The 18,522-nt window shown below is 63.4% G+C and carries 17 protein-coding genes; 13 read left to right on the forward strand and 4 right to left on the reverse strand.

The window, feature by feature from the left end; genetic code table 11:
• Nucleotides 1-42: 42 nt before the first annotated feature.
• A complete protein-coding gene (locus CH294_RS01920; RefSeq protein ID WP_037155557.1) occupies nucleotides 43-672 on the reverse strand; it encodes a TetR/AcrR family transcriptional regulator in 630 nt (209 codons plus the stop codon).
• Nucleotides 673-733: 61 nt separating this feature from the next.
• A complete protein-coding gene (locus tag CH294_RS01925) occupies nucleotides 734-1,573 on the reverse strand; it encodes a hypothetical protein (protein ID WP_094736986.1) in 840 nt (279 codons plus the stop codon).
• Between the two features lie 103 nt (nucleotides 1,574-1,676).
• Here CH294_RS01925 and CH294_RS01930 point away from each other — a divergent pair, with 103 nt between their 5' ends.
• The 9 genes from CH294_RS01930 to CH294_RS01970 are packed head-to-tail and all read left to right on the forward strand — an operon-like array spanning nucleotide 1,677 to nucleotide 12,084.
• Entirely contained in the window at nucleotides 1,677-3,533 is a 1,857-nt protein-coding gene (locus tag CH294_RS01930) for a multicopper oxidase domain-containing protein (protein WP_094736845.1), read from the forward strand.
• Nucleotides 3,530-4,315, forward strand: coding sequence for an ABC transporter permease (locus CH294_RS01935; RefSeq protein ID WP_094736846.1), 786 nt, complete (start codon nucleotides 3,530-3,532; stop codon nucleotides 4,313-4,315). Before CH294_RS01930 ends, CH294_RS01935 begins: the two co-directional genes overlap by 4 nt.
• Before the next feature lie 8 nt (nucleotides 4,316-4,323).
• A complete protein-coding gene (locus CH294_RS01940; protein WP_094736847.1) occupies nucleotides 4,324-5,166 on the forward strand; it encodes an ABC transporter permease in 843 nt (280 codons plus the stop codon).
• A gap of 2 nt (nucleotides 5,167-5,168) precedes the next feature.
• On the forward strand, nucleotides 5,169-6,374 hold the full coding sequence (locus tag CH294_RS01945) for an MCE family protein (protein WP_094736848.1): 1,206 nt from the start codon (nucleotides 5,169-5,171) through the stop codon (nucleotides 6,372-6,374).
• Entirely contained in the window at nucleotides 6,371-7,393 is a 1,023-nt protein-coding gene (locus CH294_RS01950) for an MCE family protein (protein ID WP_037155552.1), read from the forward strand. Before CH294_RS01945 ends, CH294_RS01950 begins: the two co-directional genes overlap by 4 nt.
• A 23-nt stretch (nucleotides 7,394-7,416) precedes the next feature.
• A complete protein-coding gene (locus CH294_RS01955; RefSeq protein WP_249304986.1) occupies nucleotides 7,417-8,445 on the forward strand; it encodes an MCE family protein in 1,029 nt (342 codons plus the stop codon).
• Nucleotides 8,442-9,674: an MCE family protein gene (locus tag CH294_RS01960; RefSeq protein ID WP_032404143.1), complete on the forward strand. Its 1,233-nt coding sequence runs from the start codon at nucleotides 8,442-8,444 to the stop codon at nucleotides 9,672-9,674. The genes CH294_RS01955 and CH294_RS01960 overlap by 4 nt, the downstream gene beginning before the upstream one ends.
• Nucleotides 9,671-10,786, forward strand: coding sequence for an MCE family protein (locus CH294_RS01965; protein WP_032404144.1), 1,116 nt, complete (start codon nucleotides 9,671-9,673; stop codon nucleotides 10,784-10,786). The genes CH294_RS01960 and CH294_RS01965 overlap by 4 nt, the downstream gene beginning before the upstream one ends.
• Complete coding sequence (locus CH294_RS01970) at nucleotides 10,783-12,084, forward strand: MlaD family protein (RefSeq protein WP_094736850.1); 1,302 nt, start codon at nucleotides 10,783-10,785, stop codon at nucleotides 12,082-12,084. The genes CH294_RS01965 and CH294_RS01970 overlap by 4 nt, the downstream gene beginning before the upstream one ends.
• 21 nt (nucleotides 12,085-12,105) lie before the next feature.
• Here CH294_RS01970 and CH294_RS01975 read toward each other — a convergent pair whose 3' ends face one another.
• Both CH294_RS01975 and CH294_RS01980 read right to left on the reverse strand, forming a co-directional pair.
• Nucleotides 12,106-12,588 carry a hypothetical protein gene (locus CH294_RS01975; protein ID WP_032404146.1) on the reverse strand — a complete coding sequence of 161 codons (483 nt, stop codon included), beginning with the start codon at nucleotides 12,586-12,588 and terminating at the stop codon, nucleotides 12,106-12,108.
• Nucleotides 12,585-13,181 carry a hypothetical protein gene (locus CH294_RS01980; protein ID WP_249304988.1) on the reverse strand — a complete coding sequence of 199 codons (597 nt, stop codon included), beginning with the start codon at nucleotides 13,179-13,181 and terminating at the stop codon, nucleotides 12,585-12,587. The genes CH294_RS01975 and CH294_RS01980 overlap by 4 nt, the downstream gene beginning before the upstream one ends.
• A 156-nt stretch (nucleotides 13,182-13,337) precedes the next feature.
• On the opposite strand from CH294_RS01980, the gene CH294_RS01985 reads away from it, so the two are divergent.
• From CH294_RS01985 to CH294_RS02000, 4 genes are read left to right on the forward strand one after another with little or no spacing between them, the layout of a single operon-like run.
• Nucleotides 13,338-14,441 carry an alpha/beta hydrolase gene (locus CH294_RS01985; RefSeq protein WP_094736851.1) on the forward strand — a complete coding sequence of 368 codons (1,104 nt, stop codon included), beginning with the start codon at nucleotides 13,338-13,340 and terminating at the stop codon, nucleotides 14,439-14,441.
• Complete coding sequence (locus tag CH294_RS01990; RefSeq protein WP_094736852.1) at nucleotides 14,438-15,691, forward strand: oxygenase MpaB family protein; 1,254 nt, start codon at nucleotides 14,438-14,440, stop codon at nucleotides 15,689-15,691. Before CH294_RS01985 ends, CH294_RS01990 begins: the two co-directional genes overlap by 4 nt.
• Complete coding sequence (hmgA, locus tag CH294_RS01995; protein ID WP_094736853.1) at nucleotides 15,688-17,010, forward strand: homogentisate 1,2-dioxygenase; 1,323 nt, start codon at nucleotides 15,688-15,690, stop codon at nucleotides 17,008-17,010. The genes CH294_RS01990 and hmgA overlap by 4 nt, the downstream gene beginning before the upstream one ends.
• On the forward strand, nucleotides 17,007-18,494 hold the full coding sequence (locus CH294_RS02000) for an aldehyde dehydrogenase family protein (protein ID WP_094736854.1): 1,488 nt from the start codon (nucleotides 17,007-17,009) through the stop codon (nucleotides 18,492-18,494). The genes hmgA and CH294_RS02000 overlap by 4 nt, the downstream gene beginning before the upstream one ends.
• Nucleotides 18,495-18,522 lie beyond the last annotated feature (28 nt).

Here is an 18,522-nt window from a genome sequence, read left to right on the forward strand (position 1 = left end):
ACCCACTCACAGTACCATTGAGTATGGTACTGATATACGGCTTCAATGGCGCGTGAGCAGCTCGAACATCGCATGAACTTCCGCAGCCGATGGAGTTGGCAGGCTGCCCCGCGCATGAACGAACCCGATGCCCGAGTACACGAGAATGCCTGCCCGAAGCCGGGCCTCGTCGGGGTCGAAGTCGAGATCGAGCAGCGAGCGCTGGACGACCTCGAAGATTCGATTGTCGAGTTCGCGCACCGCGTCGGCGATTTTGCCGTAGTTGCGAGCCCAGTCCCGAACAGCCGACTCCACAGCCCAGGTTCGTTGGTCGATCAACAGTTCGGCCATGATCTGCAGACGCTGCTCGACCTCGACGGTCTCGAGGCCTTTCAGTCCACGAACAGTGTCGTTCTGAGTGTCGCACCACTTGTCCGCTATCGCTTCCATCAGCTTGTCGATATCGGCAAAATGCCAGTAGAAGCTCCCCTTGGTGACCTCGAGGCGTTCACACAACTTGGTGATCTTCACACCGGAGACGCCGTCGGTGGCCATCAGCTCGAACGAGGCGTCGATCCAGTCGTCGACCGACAAGCGTGTTGCGCGACGCGCCGGTTTGGTCCCGGCCTTTGCCCCCACAGCCTTCTTTGCGGGTGCACGTCGCGACGACGCCGACCTGGGTGTGCCTGCCATCAGAGTGAACTCCTCGCTGTCGGAGCGGCGTACCGCCCTTCGATCGTACGATCCGAAGTCGTCATCCGACGGCAGGGGCGGTAAGGGCGGTGAGGGCCAACCGACGAACGAGTGGATCGTTCATCAGTTGCAGGTGGTTCGCCCGATCGCTCGGGTCCACATCCTGGACGATCACGTTCTCACTGCCGGGTACTGCTGCCGACAGAGGGTCGGTCATCAGGCCGTCGTACCGCGACATCACGTTGACATATCGCACCCCCGGCACCACCCACCCAGTGCGAGCAGCATCGTGCATGTACCCGGAGTTGGCGACGATCTGGCCGCACGCGGCGCAGATCGGTTCGAGCAGAGGCTTTTCTACCACGGCGAGAGCGTCGTAGATTCCGAGGCTCCGATTGACGGCAGCGATCGTGCCGAGACCGGCGATATCGGTCCCGTTCCACAGCGGCCCCACGGTCACCAGCGTGCGAACGTCCTCCGCACCGGCGTGCGCAATCCACTGCTGCGCCACCAACCCGCCTGCACCGTGCGCGAGAACCTGCACTCGGTCGGCCCCGGTGCGTTCGCGGACGGAGCCGACGAATGCTCCGAACTCGATTGCCGAGTCCTCGATTCTCGACAGACCTGCCACCGCCAGTCCCTTCTGCTGCAACAGAACCGAAGCCTCCGAGGCACCGTAGGTGAACGCGAACGCGCACACACCCCGGCCACCCAGCTCGTCGAGCCACCCGTCCCACTCGCGCTCCGAAGATGCGAGATCGTGCACCAGGACGGTGGGCGTGGCGCACGTCGAGGGGGACGCAGCGGCGGCCGAAACGCCGAAGCTCGTGACGGCGGCAACGATCGACGAGGTCGCGACGACAACCCGCGCCACTCGACCTGCGTTCTCACGCAGTTTCATCGGGCCCTCCATCTGCGGTTTCGGTGAAAGTGATTGACCACACCATACAGTGCGGTATGGTGCGTGTCACATCGTTCGACCGGCGCGAAAGGCCCCCTCACACATGGCGCACGACATGACCCGCCGCAATCTTCTCCGAGCGCTGGGTGTCGGCGCCGCAGCAGTGGCACTCGGCGGCGTCAGCGCCTCCCGCGCATTCACCTCGCCCATCGACAACGCATTCGAGAGTCCGCTGCTGTTCCACTCGCCCAACGTGACTGCGTTCCGAGATGCGCTACCGACACTCCCGACCGTGTCGGGATCGAACCTCTCGGTCGATGCGGTGTCTGCGATGCACAGATTCCATGCGGACATGCCCGAGGTACCTACCCTGGCCTATCACTGCGGACCGAACGCACAACCCGGCTACCTCGGGCCCATCATCGAAGGGCACGCCGAGGACCCGCTGACCCTCCGATTCTCCAACAACATGGCCCTGCACCCCATGGCCCAGGACATGGACACCTCGCTGCACGGTGTGACCGACAGTTTCCGTACCTCGACCCCGATGTCCCTGCACCTGCACGGCGGCGTGACTCCTCCCGAGAGCGACGGCAATCCGGAACAGCTCACACTCCCCGGAGGAAGCATCGTCCACCACTTCCCCAACGGCCAGGAAGCGGCAACGCTCTGGTATCACGATCACGCGATGGCCATCACCCGGGTCAACGTCTACGCGGGCCTGGCCGGTATGTACCTACTGCGAGATCGATTCGACACCGGCCTCCCCGACAATTCCCTCGGCTTGCCTGCCGGTGAATTCGAAATGCCACTGGTCATGCAGGAGAAAATCTTTCGCGAGGACGGTCACCTGAGCATCCGATCGACTCGCATCGTGCCCGAGGGTTCCTGGGAAGGTGGAGCCGTCGGAGATGTGGGGCTCGTCAACGGCATGATCTGGCCCGAACTCACCGTTGCCCGAGGCCTCTATCGCTTTCGGATGATCAACGCCGCGTCGTACAGCGTGTGGAATCTGCACTTCGAGAACCACATGAGGTTCTGGGTCATCGGTAACGACGGAGGATTGCTCGACGCCCCGGTGCCTGTGACGTCGATCAGAGTTGCTCCGGGTGAGCGATACGACGTACTCGTGGACTTCTCCGACTACGACGCTGGCCAGACGGTCGAGTTACGAAACGACGAGGCCCCACCCTTTCAAGCGGCCGTCATCGGTGCGGTCACCATGCCGCTGTTCTGTCGGTTCAGGGTGGATGCCGCGCGCGGATTCATCGGAGGGGTACCGACATCGCTGCGCGGCGGTCGAGGGCCGGCACCGATCGCACCGATCCAGCAGCCGACGAAGATCCGTACCGTCACCGTCAGCCAGCCCTATGCGCTGCGCAATCCACCGGCCATCATGTCGCTCAACAATCTTCGCTACAGCGACCCGGATATCGAGATGCCTCGGCCCGGAACGGTCGAGCAGTGGAACATCGTCAACATCACTCCCGATCCACACCCGATCCACATCCACCTCGTCACGTTCAGGATCCTGAGCCGCACTCCCCTGCGCACCGTCGATTACCAGGTGGCAAATCCACAACCCGCCGTCGGAATAAAGTGGACTCCCGATCCGGAGGGGTTTCTCGCCGGACCCGCAACCCCGCCTGCCCCGTGGGAAGCCGGATGGAAGGACACGGTCCGGGTGGACGGCGGTACGGTCACTCGCATCATCGTTCGTTTTCCGACGGCCGACGAATTGGGCTTCGACCCCGACGCCACCTTCGCCCGCCCCGGCGGTACGTCGGCGCAGGAACCGAGTCCCGAACACAGCGTCGATCACGGCCCGATGCATCAGGTGCACAACGGAATGGACCATTCCGCGGAACCCACGGGCGACCTTCAGGGCTACGTCTGGCACTGCCATCTCCTCGACCACGAGGACCACGACATGATGCTGAAGTATCGGATAACCCAGTGACACAGCCTCTTCGGAGTGCAGCGCGCGCGACCGCCAAGGCGACGTCGGCGGTCGGTGAGTTCTACGGCCTCTCGATCGACACCGCGGTGGCACTGGGACGCAGAGACTTCCAGTGGCGCGAGTTCGTGGACCAGAGCTGGTTCATCGCCCGAGTGTCTCTTCTACCCACGATCTTGATGTCGATCCCCTTCACGGTTCTGGTCGTGTTCACACTCAACTCACTGCTATCGGAATTGGGAGCCAGCGATCTCAATGGCGCGGGGGCCGGACTGGGTGCGGTGACCCAGATCGGTCCCCTGGTGACCGTGTTGGTCGTTGCCGGTGCTGCGGCCACAGCGATTGCCGCGGACCTCGGATCGCGCACCATCCGTGAAGAAGTGGCGGCGATGGAGGTGCTCGGCATCGACCCCATTCATCGGCTCGTCGTTCCTCGTGTCGTTGCCTGCACCATGATCGCGGCGCTGTTGAACGGAGCTGTATGCAGCATCGGCCTCGTGGGCGGCTTCTTCTTCTCTGTGTATCTCCAGGACGTCACGCCAGGTGCTTACGTATCCGGGATCACCCTGCTCGTCGGCCTACCGGAGCTGATCCTGTCCGAGATCAAGGCGGCATTGTTCGGTTTACTGGCCGCACTGATCGCTTGCTACCGCGGTCTGTCCGCCGTCGGAGGGCCACGAAGCGTAGGCGAGGCAGTCAACGAGACCGTCGTATTCTCCTTCGTTGCTTTGTTTCTCGTCAATCTCACGCTGACGTCTGTCGGCCTTGCACTGAGCGACCGGTAAGGAACGTGATGGGCTTCGATGTCGCCGTCCGAGTGAATCGTCGGTACCGCAGCGTTGTCCGCGGAATCGACACCGTGGGCGATCTCGCTCTGTTCTTCGGACGCGCCGTCGCGTCGACCGGAAAAGCCGCACGTGACTACAGAGCCGAAACCCTGCGCGTACTTGCCGAGATCAGTCTCGGCACAGGCGCTCTCGCGGCCGTCGGTGGAAGCATCGTCGTGCTGGGATTCCTCACGCTGTTCGCCGGCGCTACCGTTGCAGTCCAGGGATTCGACTCCCTGGGGAATATCGGTGTCGATGCCCTCACCGGTTTTCTCGCCGCGTATGTCAACGTTCGTGTGGTAGCTCCGATCACTGCCGGCGTCGGCTTGGCGGCAACTATCGGCGCAGGCACCACAGCGCAATTGGGTGCGATGCGCATCAGCGAGGAGATCGATGCGCTCGAGGTCATGGCCATCAAATCCGTGCCGTATCTCGTCGGAACGCGGGTGCTTGCAGGCATGCTCGCTGTTCTCCCCCTGTACTCCTTGTCACTTATCACCTCGTTTCTGGCCAGCCGAATCGCCACAGTCGTCGTTCTCGGACAATCCGGCGGCGTCTACGACCACTACTTCTCGACGTTTCTCGTCCCCTCGGACGTCCTGTGGTCCTTCCTGCAGGTCTTCGTCATGGCGGCTGCCGTCATGCTCATCCACACCTACTACGGCTACACGGCCACCGGTGGGCCGGCAGGAGTGGGAACTGCCACCGGTCGCGCCGTCCGACTCTCGCTCATCACCGTCGTGATGGTGACGTTGATGATTTCGCTTGCCCTCTACGGTAATTCCCGATCAGTACACCTGGCGGGGTGACGATGAACCACACACACCGGATCGGATCGGCTGCACCCCGTGTGGCTGCCGTGATCATGGCCGCACTGCTCGTTCTCGCAGTGGCGGCCACCTACTTCGCCTTCACCGGCGCGGTGGGCGATGCCGTCCGTCCACCGACCAGGGTGACACTGCAGTCGGATCGGAGCGGCCTCGTGATGCAACCGGGGGCCTTGGTGAAGATGCACGGCGTGGAAGTGGGAACGGTGGACGCCGTCCGCCAGGTTCCAGGTGGCGCGGTCGTCGAGCTTCGCCTCGACGGCGCTGCAGCACAGTCCATTCCGGAGAACGTCGAGGCCCGGATTGCCGCTACCACGATCTTCGGGTCGAAGTTCGTCACGCTCACCGAGCCTGCCAGTCCATCGACCACACCGATCGTGTCGGGCGCGGTCGTCGAATCATCCTCGGTGACAGTGGAGGTCAACACCGTGTTCGAGACCCTGACCGAGGTGCTGGCGGCTGTGGAACCGGACAAGCTGAACGCGACGCTGACCTCGTTGGCCACGGCAACGAGTGGGCGCGGTAGCGATCTGGGGCTGACCCTCGACGAGACGAACGCACTGCTCGCCGCCGTCGAACCTCGGGTTCCGACGCTGCAGCGCGACATCGCATCGGGAGCGACCGCAACCGAGATGTTGGCCGACGCAGCACCGGATCTGCTGACGAACCTGAACAACCTGACGACGACCGGGCGCACGCTCGTCGACACCACCGACAGTCTCGACGCCGTGCTGCTCGGCGTGATCGGAATGGCCGAGGTGGGAAATACGGTGCTGACGGACAATGCTGCAGGCATCTCGAGCACTGTGCACGAGTTGAAGCCGACAACCGAACTGCTCGAGGAGTATTCGCCCGAGTTCACCTGTTTCCTACAGGGAGCGGACCGCGCCCGGGTCGGTGCCGAGGAAGTTTCCGGCGGAAATGGACGCACCATGTTGCTCAACAGCACCGTGCTGTTCGGCATACCGCCGTACGAGTACGAGTCGGACCTGCCCCGAGTAGCGGCGTCCGGTGGACCGCGATGCGGCGCATTGCCCAACGTGCCGAACGATGCCGTACCGACCCCGTACGTGGTTGCCGACACCGGATCGAACCCGTTCCGTGCCGGCAATACCGGCCCGGTCTTGTCACCGAGTTCGTTACTGGACTTTCTGCCCGGCGGACTCGCCGCACCGGGCGGGACCCGATGAGCCGCACATCCACGACGATCAAGCTGATCGTGTTCGTGGTGGTGATGGCCGTCGTGCTCGCGTGCCTGGTCGTCGTGTTCGGACAGGTCAGATTCGAATCGACAGCCTCGTTCCGGGCAGTCTTCACCAGTGCATCCGGCCTTCGCAGTGGAGATTTCGTACGAGTTGCAGGCGTGGAAGTCGGCAAGGTCGGCGACGTCACCATCGTCGACAACGATCGCGCGGCGGTCGGCATCGACGTGGGTGCAGGTTACGTCGTGACGTCGTCCACGACCGCAACCGTGCGCTACCAGAATCTCGTCGGCGACCGCTATCTCGAACTCGCGGACGGACCCGGGGATGCGGTTCCGATGGACGAGGGTGCCACTATTCCACTCGAACGAACCTCACCCGCACTGGATCTGGACCAACTCATCGGCAGCTTCGAGCCACTTTTCCAGGCCGTCGATCCCTCGAAGGTCAACGATCTGAGCGCAGAACTCGTCGCGACACTGCAGGGTCAGGGCGGATCGATCGCATCCCTGCTCGCCCATACCGCCACACTGACCACATCCCTCGCCGATCGAGACGAGGTGATCGGACGGGTGATCACCAACCTGGACACGACCTTGACGACGTTGGCAGACCAGAAGGACGTCGTGTCCACAGCACTCGATCGTGCCCAGAATCTGGCGTCCGGCCTGGCCACCGACAGCGCCGCGTGGGGCACGGCACTGAACGATATCGATTCGTCATCGGCCACGGTGGCGGACCTGCTCACCGTGGCCAGACCGCCGCTGAAGTCCACGCTCGACGAGCTCGGTCGCACTGCTGCTCAACTGGATTCGGAGAAGGAGACGATCGGTAGCGTCGTCTCCCGGTTGCCCGATACCTACGCTGCGCTCAGTCGGCTCGGCGCGTACGGAAACTTCTTCAACTATTACCTGTGCGGCATCAAGTTGAAGATCGATACACCCGACGGCCGAGGGCTGACCACGCCGCTCATCGGCCAGGAAACGGGAAGGTGCGCGCCGCGATGAATCAGCGAGTTCGAGGTCGCAATATGCTCCGACTCGGTATCGTCGGTACCGTCCTGGCGATACTGCTGACGCTGGTGGCGACGAATGTGTCATCGCTGCCGATATTGTCGGCCAGCTCTGAATACAGTGGCACATTTCGGGACACCGGGGGGCTCGCCGTCGGTGCCGATGTCGAGGTCGCAGGGATTACGGTGGGCACAGTTACCGACATCGAAATCGACTCGGACACAGTCATAATCACGTTCACCGTGAGCGGCGACGTCGTACTGCGAGAAGATACCCGTCTGTCCATACCGACACAGACGGTGCTGGGTACGAAGAACCTGCGCATCGATCCCGGCACCAGCGGCCGATTGAGTTCGGGGGCTCGGATCCAGCTGGACAACACCACGAGCCCGTACCAATTGACCGACGCGCTGGGAGATCTGACCGACGATGTCACCGAACTCGACACCGATGGACTCACCGACGCCATGCGCTTGACCACCGACGTACTCGAGCAGACACCCGCCGACCTCGCGGCCGCTGTCGACGGTGTAGGTCGACTGTCGCAGACCATCGCATCCCGGGACGAATCCTTGCGGTCGCTGCTGGCGGCAGCGGAACAAGTGACCGGGGTACTCGCCACTCGCAGCGAACAGATCGACACTCTCGTCGTCGATGCCGACACGATCCTGCGTGAACTCGATCGCCGCAGAGCCGCCGTGGACCGGCTGTTCGACAGTGTCACCGACCTCGCCCAGAATCTGAGCGGCCTCGTCGCAGACAACGAGGCCCAACTCGGGTCGACGCTCGCCTCACTGGATTCGGTCCTCGAGGTTCTGGAACAGAACCGAGACAACATCGGTCAGGCCATCGAGAACCTGGGTCCCTACATCACCCAACTCGGTGAAGCAGTGTCGAGTGGACCGTTCTTCAACTCGTACATTCAGAACTTGATCCCCGGGCAGATCATCTCTCCGTTCATTCGGGCCGCCCTCGGACTCGGTCCGGCTCCCGGCGAATCTGCCACCGTGAACCCGTTCTCCGTCATCGACGGAGCGCCGCGGTGACGGCCCGGCAGTGGCAACTGGCCGCCATCGGAACCGGCTTGGCGGTGCTGGCCGCGGTCTCGTACACCGTGGTCCCTCGCATGATCACCACGTCTATAGTCGCCGAATTCTCGAGCACCACCGGCCTGTACGTCGGTGACGACGTGAAGATCATGGGAGTCGATGTCGGCTCCGTCCGGTCGATCGAACCCCGCGGCGATCACGCCGACGTGGAGCTCGAAGTCGACTCGTCCTATCCGGTACCCGCCGATGCCATGGCCGTGATCGTCTCGCAGAGCCTGGTCGCCAGCCGTTTCGTCCAACTCACCCCGCCCTACACCGGTGGCCCGGCAATGGACGACGGGCAACGAATCCCGATCTCGCGCACGGCGGTTCCGGTCGAGTGGGATCAGATCAAGGCCCAGCTCGCCCGGGTGGCCGACGCGTTGGGAACCGCGACACCTGATCGACAGGCACCTCTCGGGGCCCTGGTAGACGCTGCCGATGCCAACCTGCGAGGTCAAGGGCAGAACATCGCCACTACGGTCAGTCAGCTCTCCGATGCGCTGAAGACGTTGTCCGACGGCCGAACCGACCTGTTCGCCGTCGTCCGGAACCTGCAGGTATTCGTCTCTGCACTGTCGGCGAGCGGACAGCAGATCGTGAACTTCAACAACTCGATGGCGTCGATCACCGAGGTCCTGGATACGAACTCCGAACAGATCGGTACCGCGTTGACGTCACTGGATGTCGCGGTGGGCGATGTGCAGCGCTTCGTCGCCGCCAATCGAGACGGTCTCGACGACACTCTCCGCAGCCTGCAGAGCGTGATCGGTGAACTCGCCGCGCAACGGGACGGAATCGCGCAGATACTCCATGTCGCCCCGACCGCGTTGTCGAACCTGAACAACATCTACCAGCCGGCTCACAATGCGATCGTCTCCGCGCTGGCACCGAACAACTTCGCCAATCCGATGGACTTCATCTGTTCTGCCATTGCCGCAGCGGAGGAAGTCGGAGCTCAGGAAGGGGCGAATCTGTGCGTGCAGTACCTCGGTCCGTTGCTGAAAACACTGGCCTTCGATTATCTTCCCTTGTCCACCAACCCGATTCACGGAGTGGGCGCACTCCCCGATCAGCTGGTCTACAGCGAACCCGAGCTCGTACCGGCCGCCCCGGCACCATTCCCCGCCCCGGCACCCTCGCCGTCGTCGCTGACGGACCTCCTCCTTCCGGGAGGCGGGCAATGACGACGCGCACGCCGAAGCGTCGTTCGATACTGCCGCTCACCGGTGTGGCACTCGTTCTGCTGACCTCCGGGTGTGGCTGGCAAGGTCTCAATTCCCTCCCGCTCCCCGGCACCGAAGGCGAAGGGCCAGGCGCATATTCGGTGACCATCGAGATGCCGGACGTATCCACCATCGACCGCAATTCGCGAGTGCTCGCTTCTGACGTCACGGTGGGACGCGTCGCAGACATCGAACTGGACGACGGCCACGCGGTCGTCACCGTGCACATCGACCAGGGCGTGGAGCTGCCGGAGAACGCCGTGGCAGCAGTCGGACAGACCAGCCTTCTCGGCTCCACCCACATCGAACTGTCGCCGCCTACCGCCGTGTCACCCACCGGCCGTCTCGCCGATGGAGATGTCATCCCGCTGGATCGAGCAGGCGCGTACCCCACCACCGAACAGACGCTGTCCTCGCTCTCGCTCGTGCTGAACGGCGGCGGACTTCCCCAACTCGGTGACATCGTCGACGAGCTGGACGCCGCACTCGGTGGACGGCCGGAATCGGTTCGCGCTCTCATCGATCGTCTGAACACCCTTCTCGACGGTCTCGTCGAACAGCAAGCCGACATCGAACGCTCCATCGACAACCTCGATCGCTTCGCCGCCGACGTCGCGGCTCAGAACCAGGTGCTTGCCGACGCCGTCACGACACTCGGGCCTGCACTGGACGTCTTGTCCGATCGCCGACAGGATCTGACCACCGCGCTGGTCTCGTTAGGCACGCTGGGAAGCACCGCGAAAGAGATCGTCGACGACACCGGCGGTGACCTGGTCGCCGAACTGGAGGAGTTGCGTCCGGTCCTGGCCTCCCTGGCAGACTCCGGTACGTCACTGACCGACTCGTTCCGCTACCTACTCACGTATCCGTTTCCGATCGACACCTACCAGAATGCGGTGCGCGGCGACTACGCCAACGGTGATGTGACACTGGACCTTCGGCTCGACACCCTCGACAATGCGCTGTTTCTCGGCACGCCGCTCGAAGGCGCACTCGGATCGTTCTCACCCAGCCCGGCAGCGACGATCCCGTCGACCACAGATCTTCTCATCCCACCGGCAGGCACTCCATGACACCGAAGCAGTCTCTCCATCGCAAGCTGTGGATCATTCTGGTGGTCGCGGTGGTCTCGACCTCGACCACCGGGATCTACTTCGCGCGAGTGTCGGAACAGCTCGGCATCGGCCGCTATCGAGTCGCCGTCGAACTCGCGGACGGTGCCGGTCTGTACACCGGAGCCAACGTGACGTATCGAGGGTCCGAAATCGGCCGGGTCGTCGAGCTGACCAGCCACGGTGACGGAGCGCGGGCAGTGTTGTCACTCGAGTCGGATGTCGCAGTTCCCGCCGACACCGAAGCCGACGTCCACTCCATGTCCGCGATCGGCGAGCAATACATCGACATCGTCCCCGACTCGTCCGACGGACCGTATCTGTCCGACGGTTCGGTGATTTCCCGGGACAGGACATCGGTCCCCGATCAGGTTGGGCCCACGATCGACCTGCTGCAGACGGCGTTGGCATCCATCGGCTCCGACAACCTTCGGAGCGTGCTCGACGAAAGCGCTGCAGCGCTGGGCAACAACGGAACGAACGTAGCCGAACTCCTCGACTCGTTCCGGACCCTGAGCGCCGACGCGAACGCCGATGCCGCGTCGATCACCGGACTGATCGACAACGCCGACCCCGTCCTGACTACCGCCGCAGCGAGCAGTGAGTCGATCAGAGCCTGGGCGGCATCGCTGACCGGTGTCACCGGAGAACTACGCGACCGCGACGCGTCGATCCGCTCCCTGATCGACAAGGGCACACCGATGGCCACGGAAGTGACCGCGTTGTTCCAGCAGCTGCAGCCGACACTGCCTCTGCTACTGGCGAATCTGACGACCGTCGAACAGGTTGCCGTGGTCTACAACCCGTCGATCGAACAGATTCTGGTGTTGTACCCGCCCCTCATCGCAGCGACACAGGGAACAGGAATGCTCAATTCCCAGTCCGGCGAGCCGGGCCAGAACACGTACTTCGCGGCGCAGGTGAACGACCCACCGCCCTGCACCACCGGGTTCCTACCGGCATCCGAACGCCGATCACCCACCGAGATCGACACCATCCCCACTCCTGGCGGGCTCTATTGCAAGGTCGATCCGGCCGATCCGACTGCCATTCGTGGCGCGAGAAACCTTCCGTGCATGGAGTTTCCCGGGCGTCGTGCCGCTACCGTGGAACTATGCCGCGACCCGGTGGCATCCACCGGCGAATACGACACGACCGATAGTTCCTACATCGCCCGCGACGGTCGGCGATACGTCGACGAGAACCTCGACACCACGACGCAGACCCTGGACGGCCTGCTGGTCCCTGGCGGGGGCTGAGCGCCCACGACGTCCTCGGAGTCAGATCGGATCGAGTGTGGAGATCAACCACCGGCCGTCGACCTGGGTGAGTTCGATCCGGAGGCTGCTCGATGCGGCCTTCGGATCCGGTGCGTCGGTGGAGGTGATGTTCTGGTTCACGAACACCAGTGCCACCGCCGAGTCTTCCGACGATGACACCACTGAACTGGCCGATACCGTTGCACTCGAGGTGATTCCGCGATCTTTCGCGGCCGGAGCGATGGACTCGGCACCGAATGCGCTGTAGTAGTTCAGGAAATCGCCGGTGAGGAAGGACGCGGCATGCTCGATGTCGGCGTCGACCGACTCGGCGCGGTAGGACAGGACCGCGACGGCACCGTCGTCGGCCGCGTCACTGATTGCCGAGCGCACCTGCTGCTGCTCTTCGTCGGCTCGATTCATCACGTAGAGCGAGGCCGTGGATGCGCCGGCGCCGACGAGCAGCACCGACAGGCCCGCTACCAGTAGCCGATGGTGGATCACGGGACGAACTCCACATCGGAGACCAAGATCGACTCGCCGGCGTTGTCGAGGGTCACTCGCAGTCTCCACACTCGCGGTTCTTCCTGCGCGCCGGACGAATTGGTGACACTCGACGTCGCTGCCACGAGAACACTCGCTGTGCGGTCGTCGGCGTTCTCGATTCCCGCTTCGGTGATGGACCCCGTCGCCTGCACATCGGCTTGCTGCACCACCGAGACGAAATCATCTGCTCGCTCGCCGAACTGGTCGCGAAACGTGCCTGTCGAACGCTCCAGAACTCGCGCGACATCGTCGTCGACGGTCGACGCTGAGATCGTGGTCAGATCGAGCACGCTCTGGCGGGCAACCTGCAGATAGCGCTGCTGAAGGTCCTGTGCAGCAGCCAACTTCTGATGCTGATGCAGCAGCAGTGCACTGCTCGCGCCGAGCGCCACGACCCCGAGCACAGCGAACCCGATCAGACTGCGACGCAGCCGCAGCGGACGCCTGGGTTCATCGTTCGATTCGTCCTTGTCGACAGCGATGTCATCGACATCCGGCGCATCCTCGGTCGATTCGGATGCGCTCTCCAGCACTGCTTCTCGCTCACTCATCGATATCACTCTCTCAGTCCAGAACCAACCGACCGTACTACACGGTATGGACGTTTCGCAGCCGAATGAACGAAAAGAACGGGACTTGTCCATACCTCGAAGTATGGTACGTTCCTGTGACTCGGATCGCATTCGTCCTAGGAGGCGGACCCTCAAGTGATCGTCGACAATTTCCAGAGAATCCAATACGAACCAGCCCGAGACGGCCGGGTGGAAATGCACTCGGGCCTGTCCCGGCACTACCCCACGCTGCACGCCAATCTCGTTGCCCCGCAGCACCACGACCGCAGTGTCGGAATCCTTCTCGCACATCCCACCTCGGACTTCCTGTCGCACTTCCTACTTCGCGGCTTCGCCGAGGCAGGTCTGCCGATCATGGGACTGAACACTCGGTACAGCTCCAACGAACCGGCACTGTTGATGGAACGCGCGATCGCCGATGTCGGATCCGGTGTGCGCTGGATGAAGAACGAACTCGGCTTCGAGAAGGTCGTTCTTCTCGGGTTCAGTGGCGGCGGCTCGCTGTCGACCTACTACCAGGAGCAGGCGGAGTCGCCGACCGTCGAGGTCGACGGCCCCGCGCTGGTCCCGGCCGATGCACTGATGCTCGTCGGAGCTCACTCCGGGCGGGCGCGCGTACTGCGGCACTGGATCGACCCCGCGGTCACCGACGAGAACGATCCGTTCTCCACCGACCCAGAGCTCGATCTGTACAGTCCCGATCGCAACATTCCCCTCGATCGGAACTGGGTCGAGCAGTACCGCGCGGCGCAGCTCGAACGCATCAGAAGAATCGACGATTGGGCAATCCGCGAACTCGACACCGTGTCGGTCCGGGGCGCGTCGGATCACGCATTCGTGGTCCACCGTACGGTCGCAGACCCTCGATTCGTCGACCTCACGCTCGATCCAAGCGACCGGCAACTGGGAAGCATGTACGGAGATCCCCAGCGCGCCAACACCGCTGCCGGCGGGCTCGCACGATTCGTGTCGGTACGCAGTTGGCTGAGCACCTGGAGCTCGGATCACACCGGAGCCGACGCTTTGAAGAATCTACCGAGGATCGATGCACCGACGCTGATCGTCTCGCTGCTCGGCGATCAAGCAGCCTTCGCCGGAGATTCCCGCTCGATGCACGACGCCAGTCCAGACTCGACACTCGTCGAGCTGCCCGAACTCAATCACTATCTCGTCGACCAACCCCACGGAGTCGGCACCGTCACCGACGAATGCGGCACCTGGATGGAGAAGAACGTATGACCCTCACCGCGGACACCGGACGCGTACCGACCGCCTTCACCTACTGGGAGCATCGGAAGAACCCGCGTCTCGCCCGAGTCGAATCGACGGTGCGAAAGCTGTTCGGCACGTCGCTCTTTCCGTCCGACGACCTCGCCGCCGACTTCTGCGACAGCCTGTTCCACGGAGACCCCGTCGCCGAGAACTTCGTCGACGAGGTGTTCGCTTCTGATCCGAAGGCCGGGCGCGCACTTCTCGACCGAGCGTTGGTGGAGGGCATCGACGCACTCGACGACGTACCGGCCAGCATGCGTGTTCTCTTCGACGAGTTCGAGACGCTGCCGGAGTGGGTGCGGCCGGAGCTCGTCGAACAGGGCGCGGCCATCTGGCGGCGCTGGGGCACGATGTTGTTCGCTGTTGCGGGCGGCATCACCCTCGAGATGTACACCGAGGCCGCCGTTGCGACACCGCTGTCCCTCGCCGGCGGCTACGCAGGCGACAACGCACTACGTCGATTTCTGGAAACCTGCCAGTTCTGGGTCGACACGTCGGAGCCGGGGGCACTGCTGAGCATCGGATCGACCGGCCGCGCAACCGCGATGAAGGTGCGGGTGATGCACGTTGCAGTCAGACGCCGCATCGACGGGCATCCCGAATGGCACACCGAGAAGTGGGGCTACCCCATCAGCCAGGGCTATCAGATGCTGACGCTGCTCGGTGGCAGCACCGTACCCGCGTTGGCCCTGCGACTCGTCGGGCTGCAGACCACACCCACCGAAATTCGCGCGCTGCTGCATTTTCAGAAGTTCATGGGTCATCTGCTCGGGGTGAACGTGGACAACTTCCCGACCACCATCGCCGACTCACTGCGCATGACGGCCATGGTCTCGGCAGCACGTAGTCACGACGCCGGGGTACACGGCAAGGAACTCATCGAATCGTTTCCCGCCAGCTTTGCGCCCAGGCCGCACCAGAAGGGATTGGCGCGCCTACGTGCTCGGTACAACTACGGCATCTACGGCGCGTACACCACGCTGTTCATGGGCCCGGCGACGCGTGCGAAATACGATATGCCTTCGGCGTTCCCATGGATTCTGATCGTACTCGCGCGATTCCCTCTCATCACCGCGCTCGAGCTCGTTCGCCGAATCGTTCCCGGGGTCGCAGCGAGAATGGAACGAATTGCCGACGCGCACCGCCGCAGCTGGCTTCGTGCCCAAATGGACGGCCGAGAGGCCGAATTCGATGCCCAGGGAGCATTGCGCCGATGACCGAGAACCTCGAATATCAGACCGGATTCGGGAACGAACATCATTCCGAGGCGATCGCCGGTGCCCTGCCGTGGGGTCAGAACTCCCCGCAGCGAGCGCCCTACGGCCTCTATGCCGAGCAGCTCTCGGGAACCGCGTTCACCGAGCCGCGCGAAATCAATCGGCGCAGTTGGGTCTACCGTATCGGCCCATCGGCGCGGCACCCGAGGTTCGAGCGCATCGACAACCGCCACTTCCGATCCGCTCCCTTGGTCGACGGCGTACTCGACGTCAATCGTCTGCGCTGGAATCCGCTGGACACCCCGTGGCCGGACGAGGATTTCCTGGACAGCATGTACACCATGGCAGCGAACGGTAATGCGCTCGGGCGCAACGGAATCGCCGTGCACATGTACCACGCGACCAGGTCGATGACCGACCGGTATTTCGCCGATCTCGACGGAGAAATACTCGTCGTTCCGCAATCGGGTGGAATACGACTGCATACCGAGTTCGGACTCCTCGACGTCCTGCCCGGCGAGATCGCCGTGATCGGTCGTGCAGTGAAATTTCGGGTGTCACTGCACGCGAATTCGGCCTCCGGTTACGTCTGCGAGAACTACGGGTCCTACTTCACCCTGCCCGAACTGGGCCCCATCGGATCCAACGGCCTGGCGCATGCCCGTGACTTCTCGTATCCGGTTGCCGCGTACGAGGATCGTACGGACACCGTGCAGGTGGTCCAGAAGTTCGGCGGCCAACTCTGGGCAGCGGAATACGACCACTCCCCCTTGGACGTCGTGGCCTGGCACGGCACACACAGTGCGTACAAATACGACACCGACCGTTTCAACACCATGGGCACCGTCGGGTGGGATCACCCCGACCCATCCATCTTCACCGTTCTGACCTCGCCGTCCGAGCGACCCGGCCAGGCCAATGTGGACCTCGCCATCTTCCCTCCGCGATGGAATGTTGCCGAACACTCGTTCCGGCCGCCCCACTTCCACCGCAACATCATGACCGAGTTCATGGGACTCGTTCGTGGACAGCATGATTCCAAGGCCGAAGGTTTCGTCCCCGGCGGGGCCAGCCTGCACAACATGTGGGGAGCCCACGGGCCCGACCTCGAAACGTTCACCACCGCGTCGAATGCAGAGCTGGTGCCCCAGAAGTTCGACGGCTCATTGGCCTTCATGTTCGAGACCCGACTTCCGTTGATCACGACGGACTTCGCGCACAGTGCTGGGCACCGCCAGCCGGACTACGACTCTTCGTGGAGCGGCTTGCAACGACATTTCGTTCCCCGAGATTCCGCATCCACAGGAGATCCACGATGACCACAGCCGACATCACTCGACCTGAATTCGATCTACCCGAGCCACTGCTTCGCATCGGTGGCGCACGTATCGCCGCGGCCGACGGTGCCACGTACACCTCGACGAATCCTGCCACCGGCGAGGTGGTCGCCCAGATCGCCGCGGCCGGCCAGGAGGACGTGGATGCGGCAGTTCGGTCTGCACGTGAGCAGTTCGAGCACGGTGAGTGGTCGCGTACCAGCGGCCCCGAGAGAGGAAAGGCACTGACTCGGTTGGCGGCGCTCATCGATGCGGACGCCGAGACTCTCGCTGCCCTCGAAGCCGTCGAGATGGGCAAGCTCTTTCGCGACTCCGTCGGCGGTGACATTCCCTGTGCCGCCGAGGCGTTCCGTCACTTCGCCGGGTGGGCCGACAAGATCTCCGGCTCGACCATGTCGCTACCGAATTTCGGTCCGCAGAACCGATTCGGCTACACCGTCCGCCAGCCGCTCGGTGTCGTTGCCGCCATCACACCGTGGAACAACCCGGCCCTCATCGCTGCCTGGAAGCTGGCACCGGCTCTCGCCGCGGGGAACACCGTCGTCGTCAAACCGGCCGAGGATGCCTCGTTGTCCACGCTGCGACTGGCCGAACTCGCCGCCGAGGCAGGCATTCCGGACGGTGTGATCAATGTGGTCACCGGTCTCGGTCCCGTCGCCGGTGCGGCCCTGGCCGCGCACCCCGGGGTCGACAAGGTCTCGTTCACCGGCAGCCCCGCTGTGGGGCAATCGATTCAGAGCTTCGCGGGGGACAGCTTTCGCAAGCTCGTTCTCGAACTCGGAGGAAAGGCACCCCAGCTGATCTTCGAGGATGCGGATCTCGACGCTGCGATGCCCTGGATCGCGATGGGCAACTTTTATCATCAGGGTCAGGTGTGTGCTGCCGGGACGCGGGTGCTGGCGCACGAGTCCGTCATCGATCAGGTGGTCGACGGGCTCGTTGCGGCCGCAGAGAGCGCCGTGGTCGGAGATCCCTTCGACGACCGGTCCACCATGGGGACCATCGTCAACGCGAAGCAGCTCGCCCGCATCGAGGGATACATCGATTCCGGTATATCCGAAGGCGCACAATTGATGTACGGCGGTAAGCGCGAACGTAGTACGGGAATCTACGCGCAGCCCACGGTGTTCCGCGGGACCAACGAACTCACCATTGCACGCGACGAGATCTTCGGCCCGGTCGCCACGGTGATCAGCTTCCGCACCACCGAGGAAGCAATTCGTATCGCCAACGACACTCGGTACGGACTCAACGCAATGGTTTACTCGCAGAACATCTCCCGTGTCCATTCCGTCGTCGAGAAGCTCCGAGTGGGAACGGTGTGGGTCAACGGATGGGGTGTGCCGGATCCGGCACTGCCCTGGGGCGGTCGAGCAGGGAGCGGCATCGGCCGCGAACTCGGTCGATCCGGACTCGAGGGCGACACCGAGGAAAAGACGGTACACATCGGCTTCGACGGCCTGTGATGCCCGGAACCAGCAAACGAAGCGGAGA

Origin of the sequence: Rhodococcus sp. 14-2483-1-1 (assembly GCF_002259335.1) — a bacterium.
Classification (GTDB): Bacteria; Actinomycetota; Actinomycetes; order Mycobacteriales; family Mycobacteriaceae; genus Rhodococcoides.

Excerpts from the sequence above, each read along its gene's own strand:
- CH294_RS01920 (WP_037155557.1), bottom strand. The coding sequence starts at position 672 with ATGGCAGGCACACCCAGGTCGGCGTCGTCGCGACGTGCACCCGCAAAG.
- CH294_RS01980 (WP_249304988.1), bottom strand. The coding sequence starts at position 13,181 with ATGAGTGAGCGAGAAGCAGTGCTGGAGAGCGCATCCGAATCGACCGAG.
- hmgA (WP_094736853.1), top strand. The coding sequence starts at position 15,688 with ATGACCGAGAACCTCGAATATCAGACCGGATTCGGGAACGAACATCAT.
- CH294_RS01970 (WP_094736850.1), top strand. The coding sequence starts at position 10,783 with ATGACACCGAAGCAGTCTCTCCATCGCAAGCTGTGGATCATTCTGGTG.
- CH294_RS01990 (WP_094736852.1), top strand. The coding sequence starts at position 14,438 with ATGACCCTCACCGCGGACACCGGACGCGTACCGACCGCCTTCACCTAC.
- CH294_RS01945 (WP_094736848.1), top strand. The coding sequence starts at position 5,169 with ATGAACCACACACACCGGATCGGATCGGCTGCACCCCGTGTGGCTGCC.
- CH294_RS01940 (WP_094736847.1), top strand. The coding sequence starts at position 4,324 with ATGGGCTTCGATGTCGCCGTCCGAGTGAATCGTCGGTACCGCAGCGTT.
- CH294_RS02000 (WP_094736854.1), top strand. The coding sequence starts at position 17,007 with ATGACCACAGCCGACATCACTCGACCTGAATTCGATCTACCCGAGCCA.
- CH294_RS01955 (WP_249304986.1), top strand. The coding sequence starts at position 7,417 with ATGCTCCGACTCGGTATCGTCGGTACCGTCCTGGCGATACTGCTGACG.
- CH294_RS01965 (WP_032404144.1), top strand. The coding sequence starts at position 9,671 with ATGACGACGCGCACGCCGAAGCGTCGTTCGATACTGCCGCTCACCGGT.
- CH294_RS01930 (WP_094736845.1), top strand. The coding sequence starts at position 1,677 with ATGGCGCACGACATGACCCGCCGCAATCTTCTCCGAGCGCTGGGTGTC.
- CH294_RS01925 (WP_094736986.1), bottom strand. The coding sequence starts at position 1,573 with ATGAAACTGCGTGAGAACGCAGGTCGAGTGGCGCGGGTTGTCGTCGCG.
- CH294_RS01950 (WP_037155552.1), top strand. The coding sequence starts at position 6,371 with ATGAGCCGCACATCCACGACGATCAAGCTGATCGTGTTCGTGGTGGTG.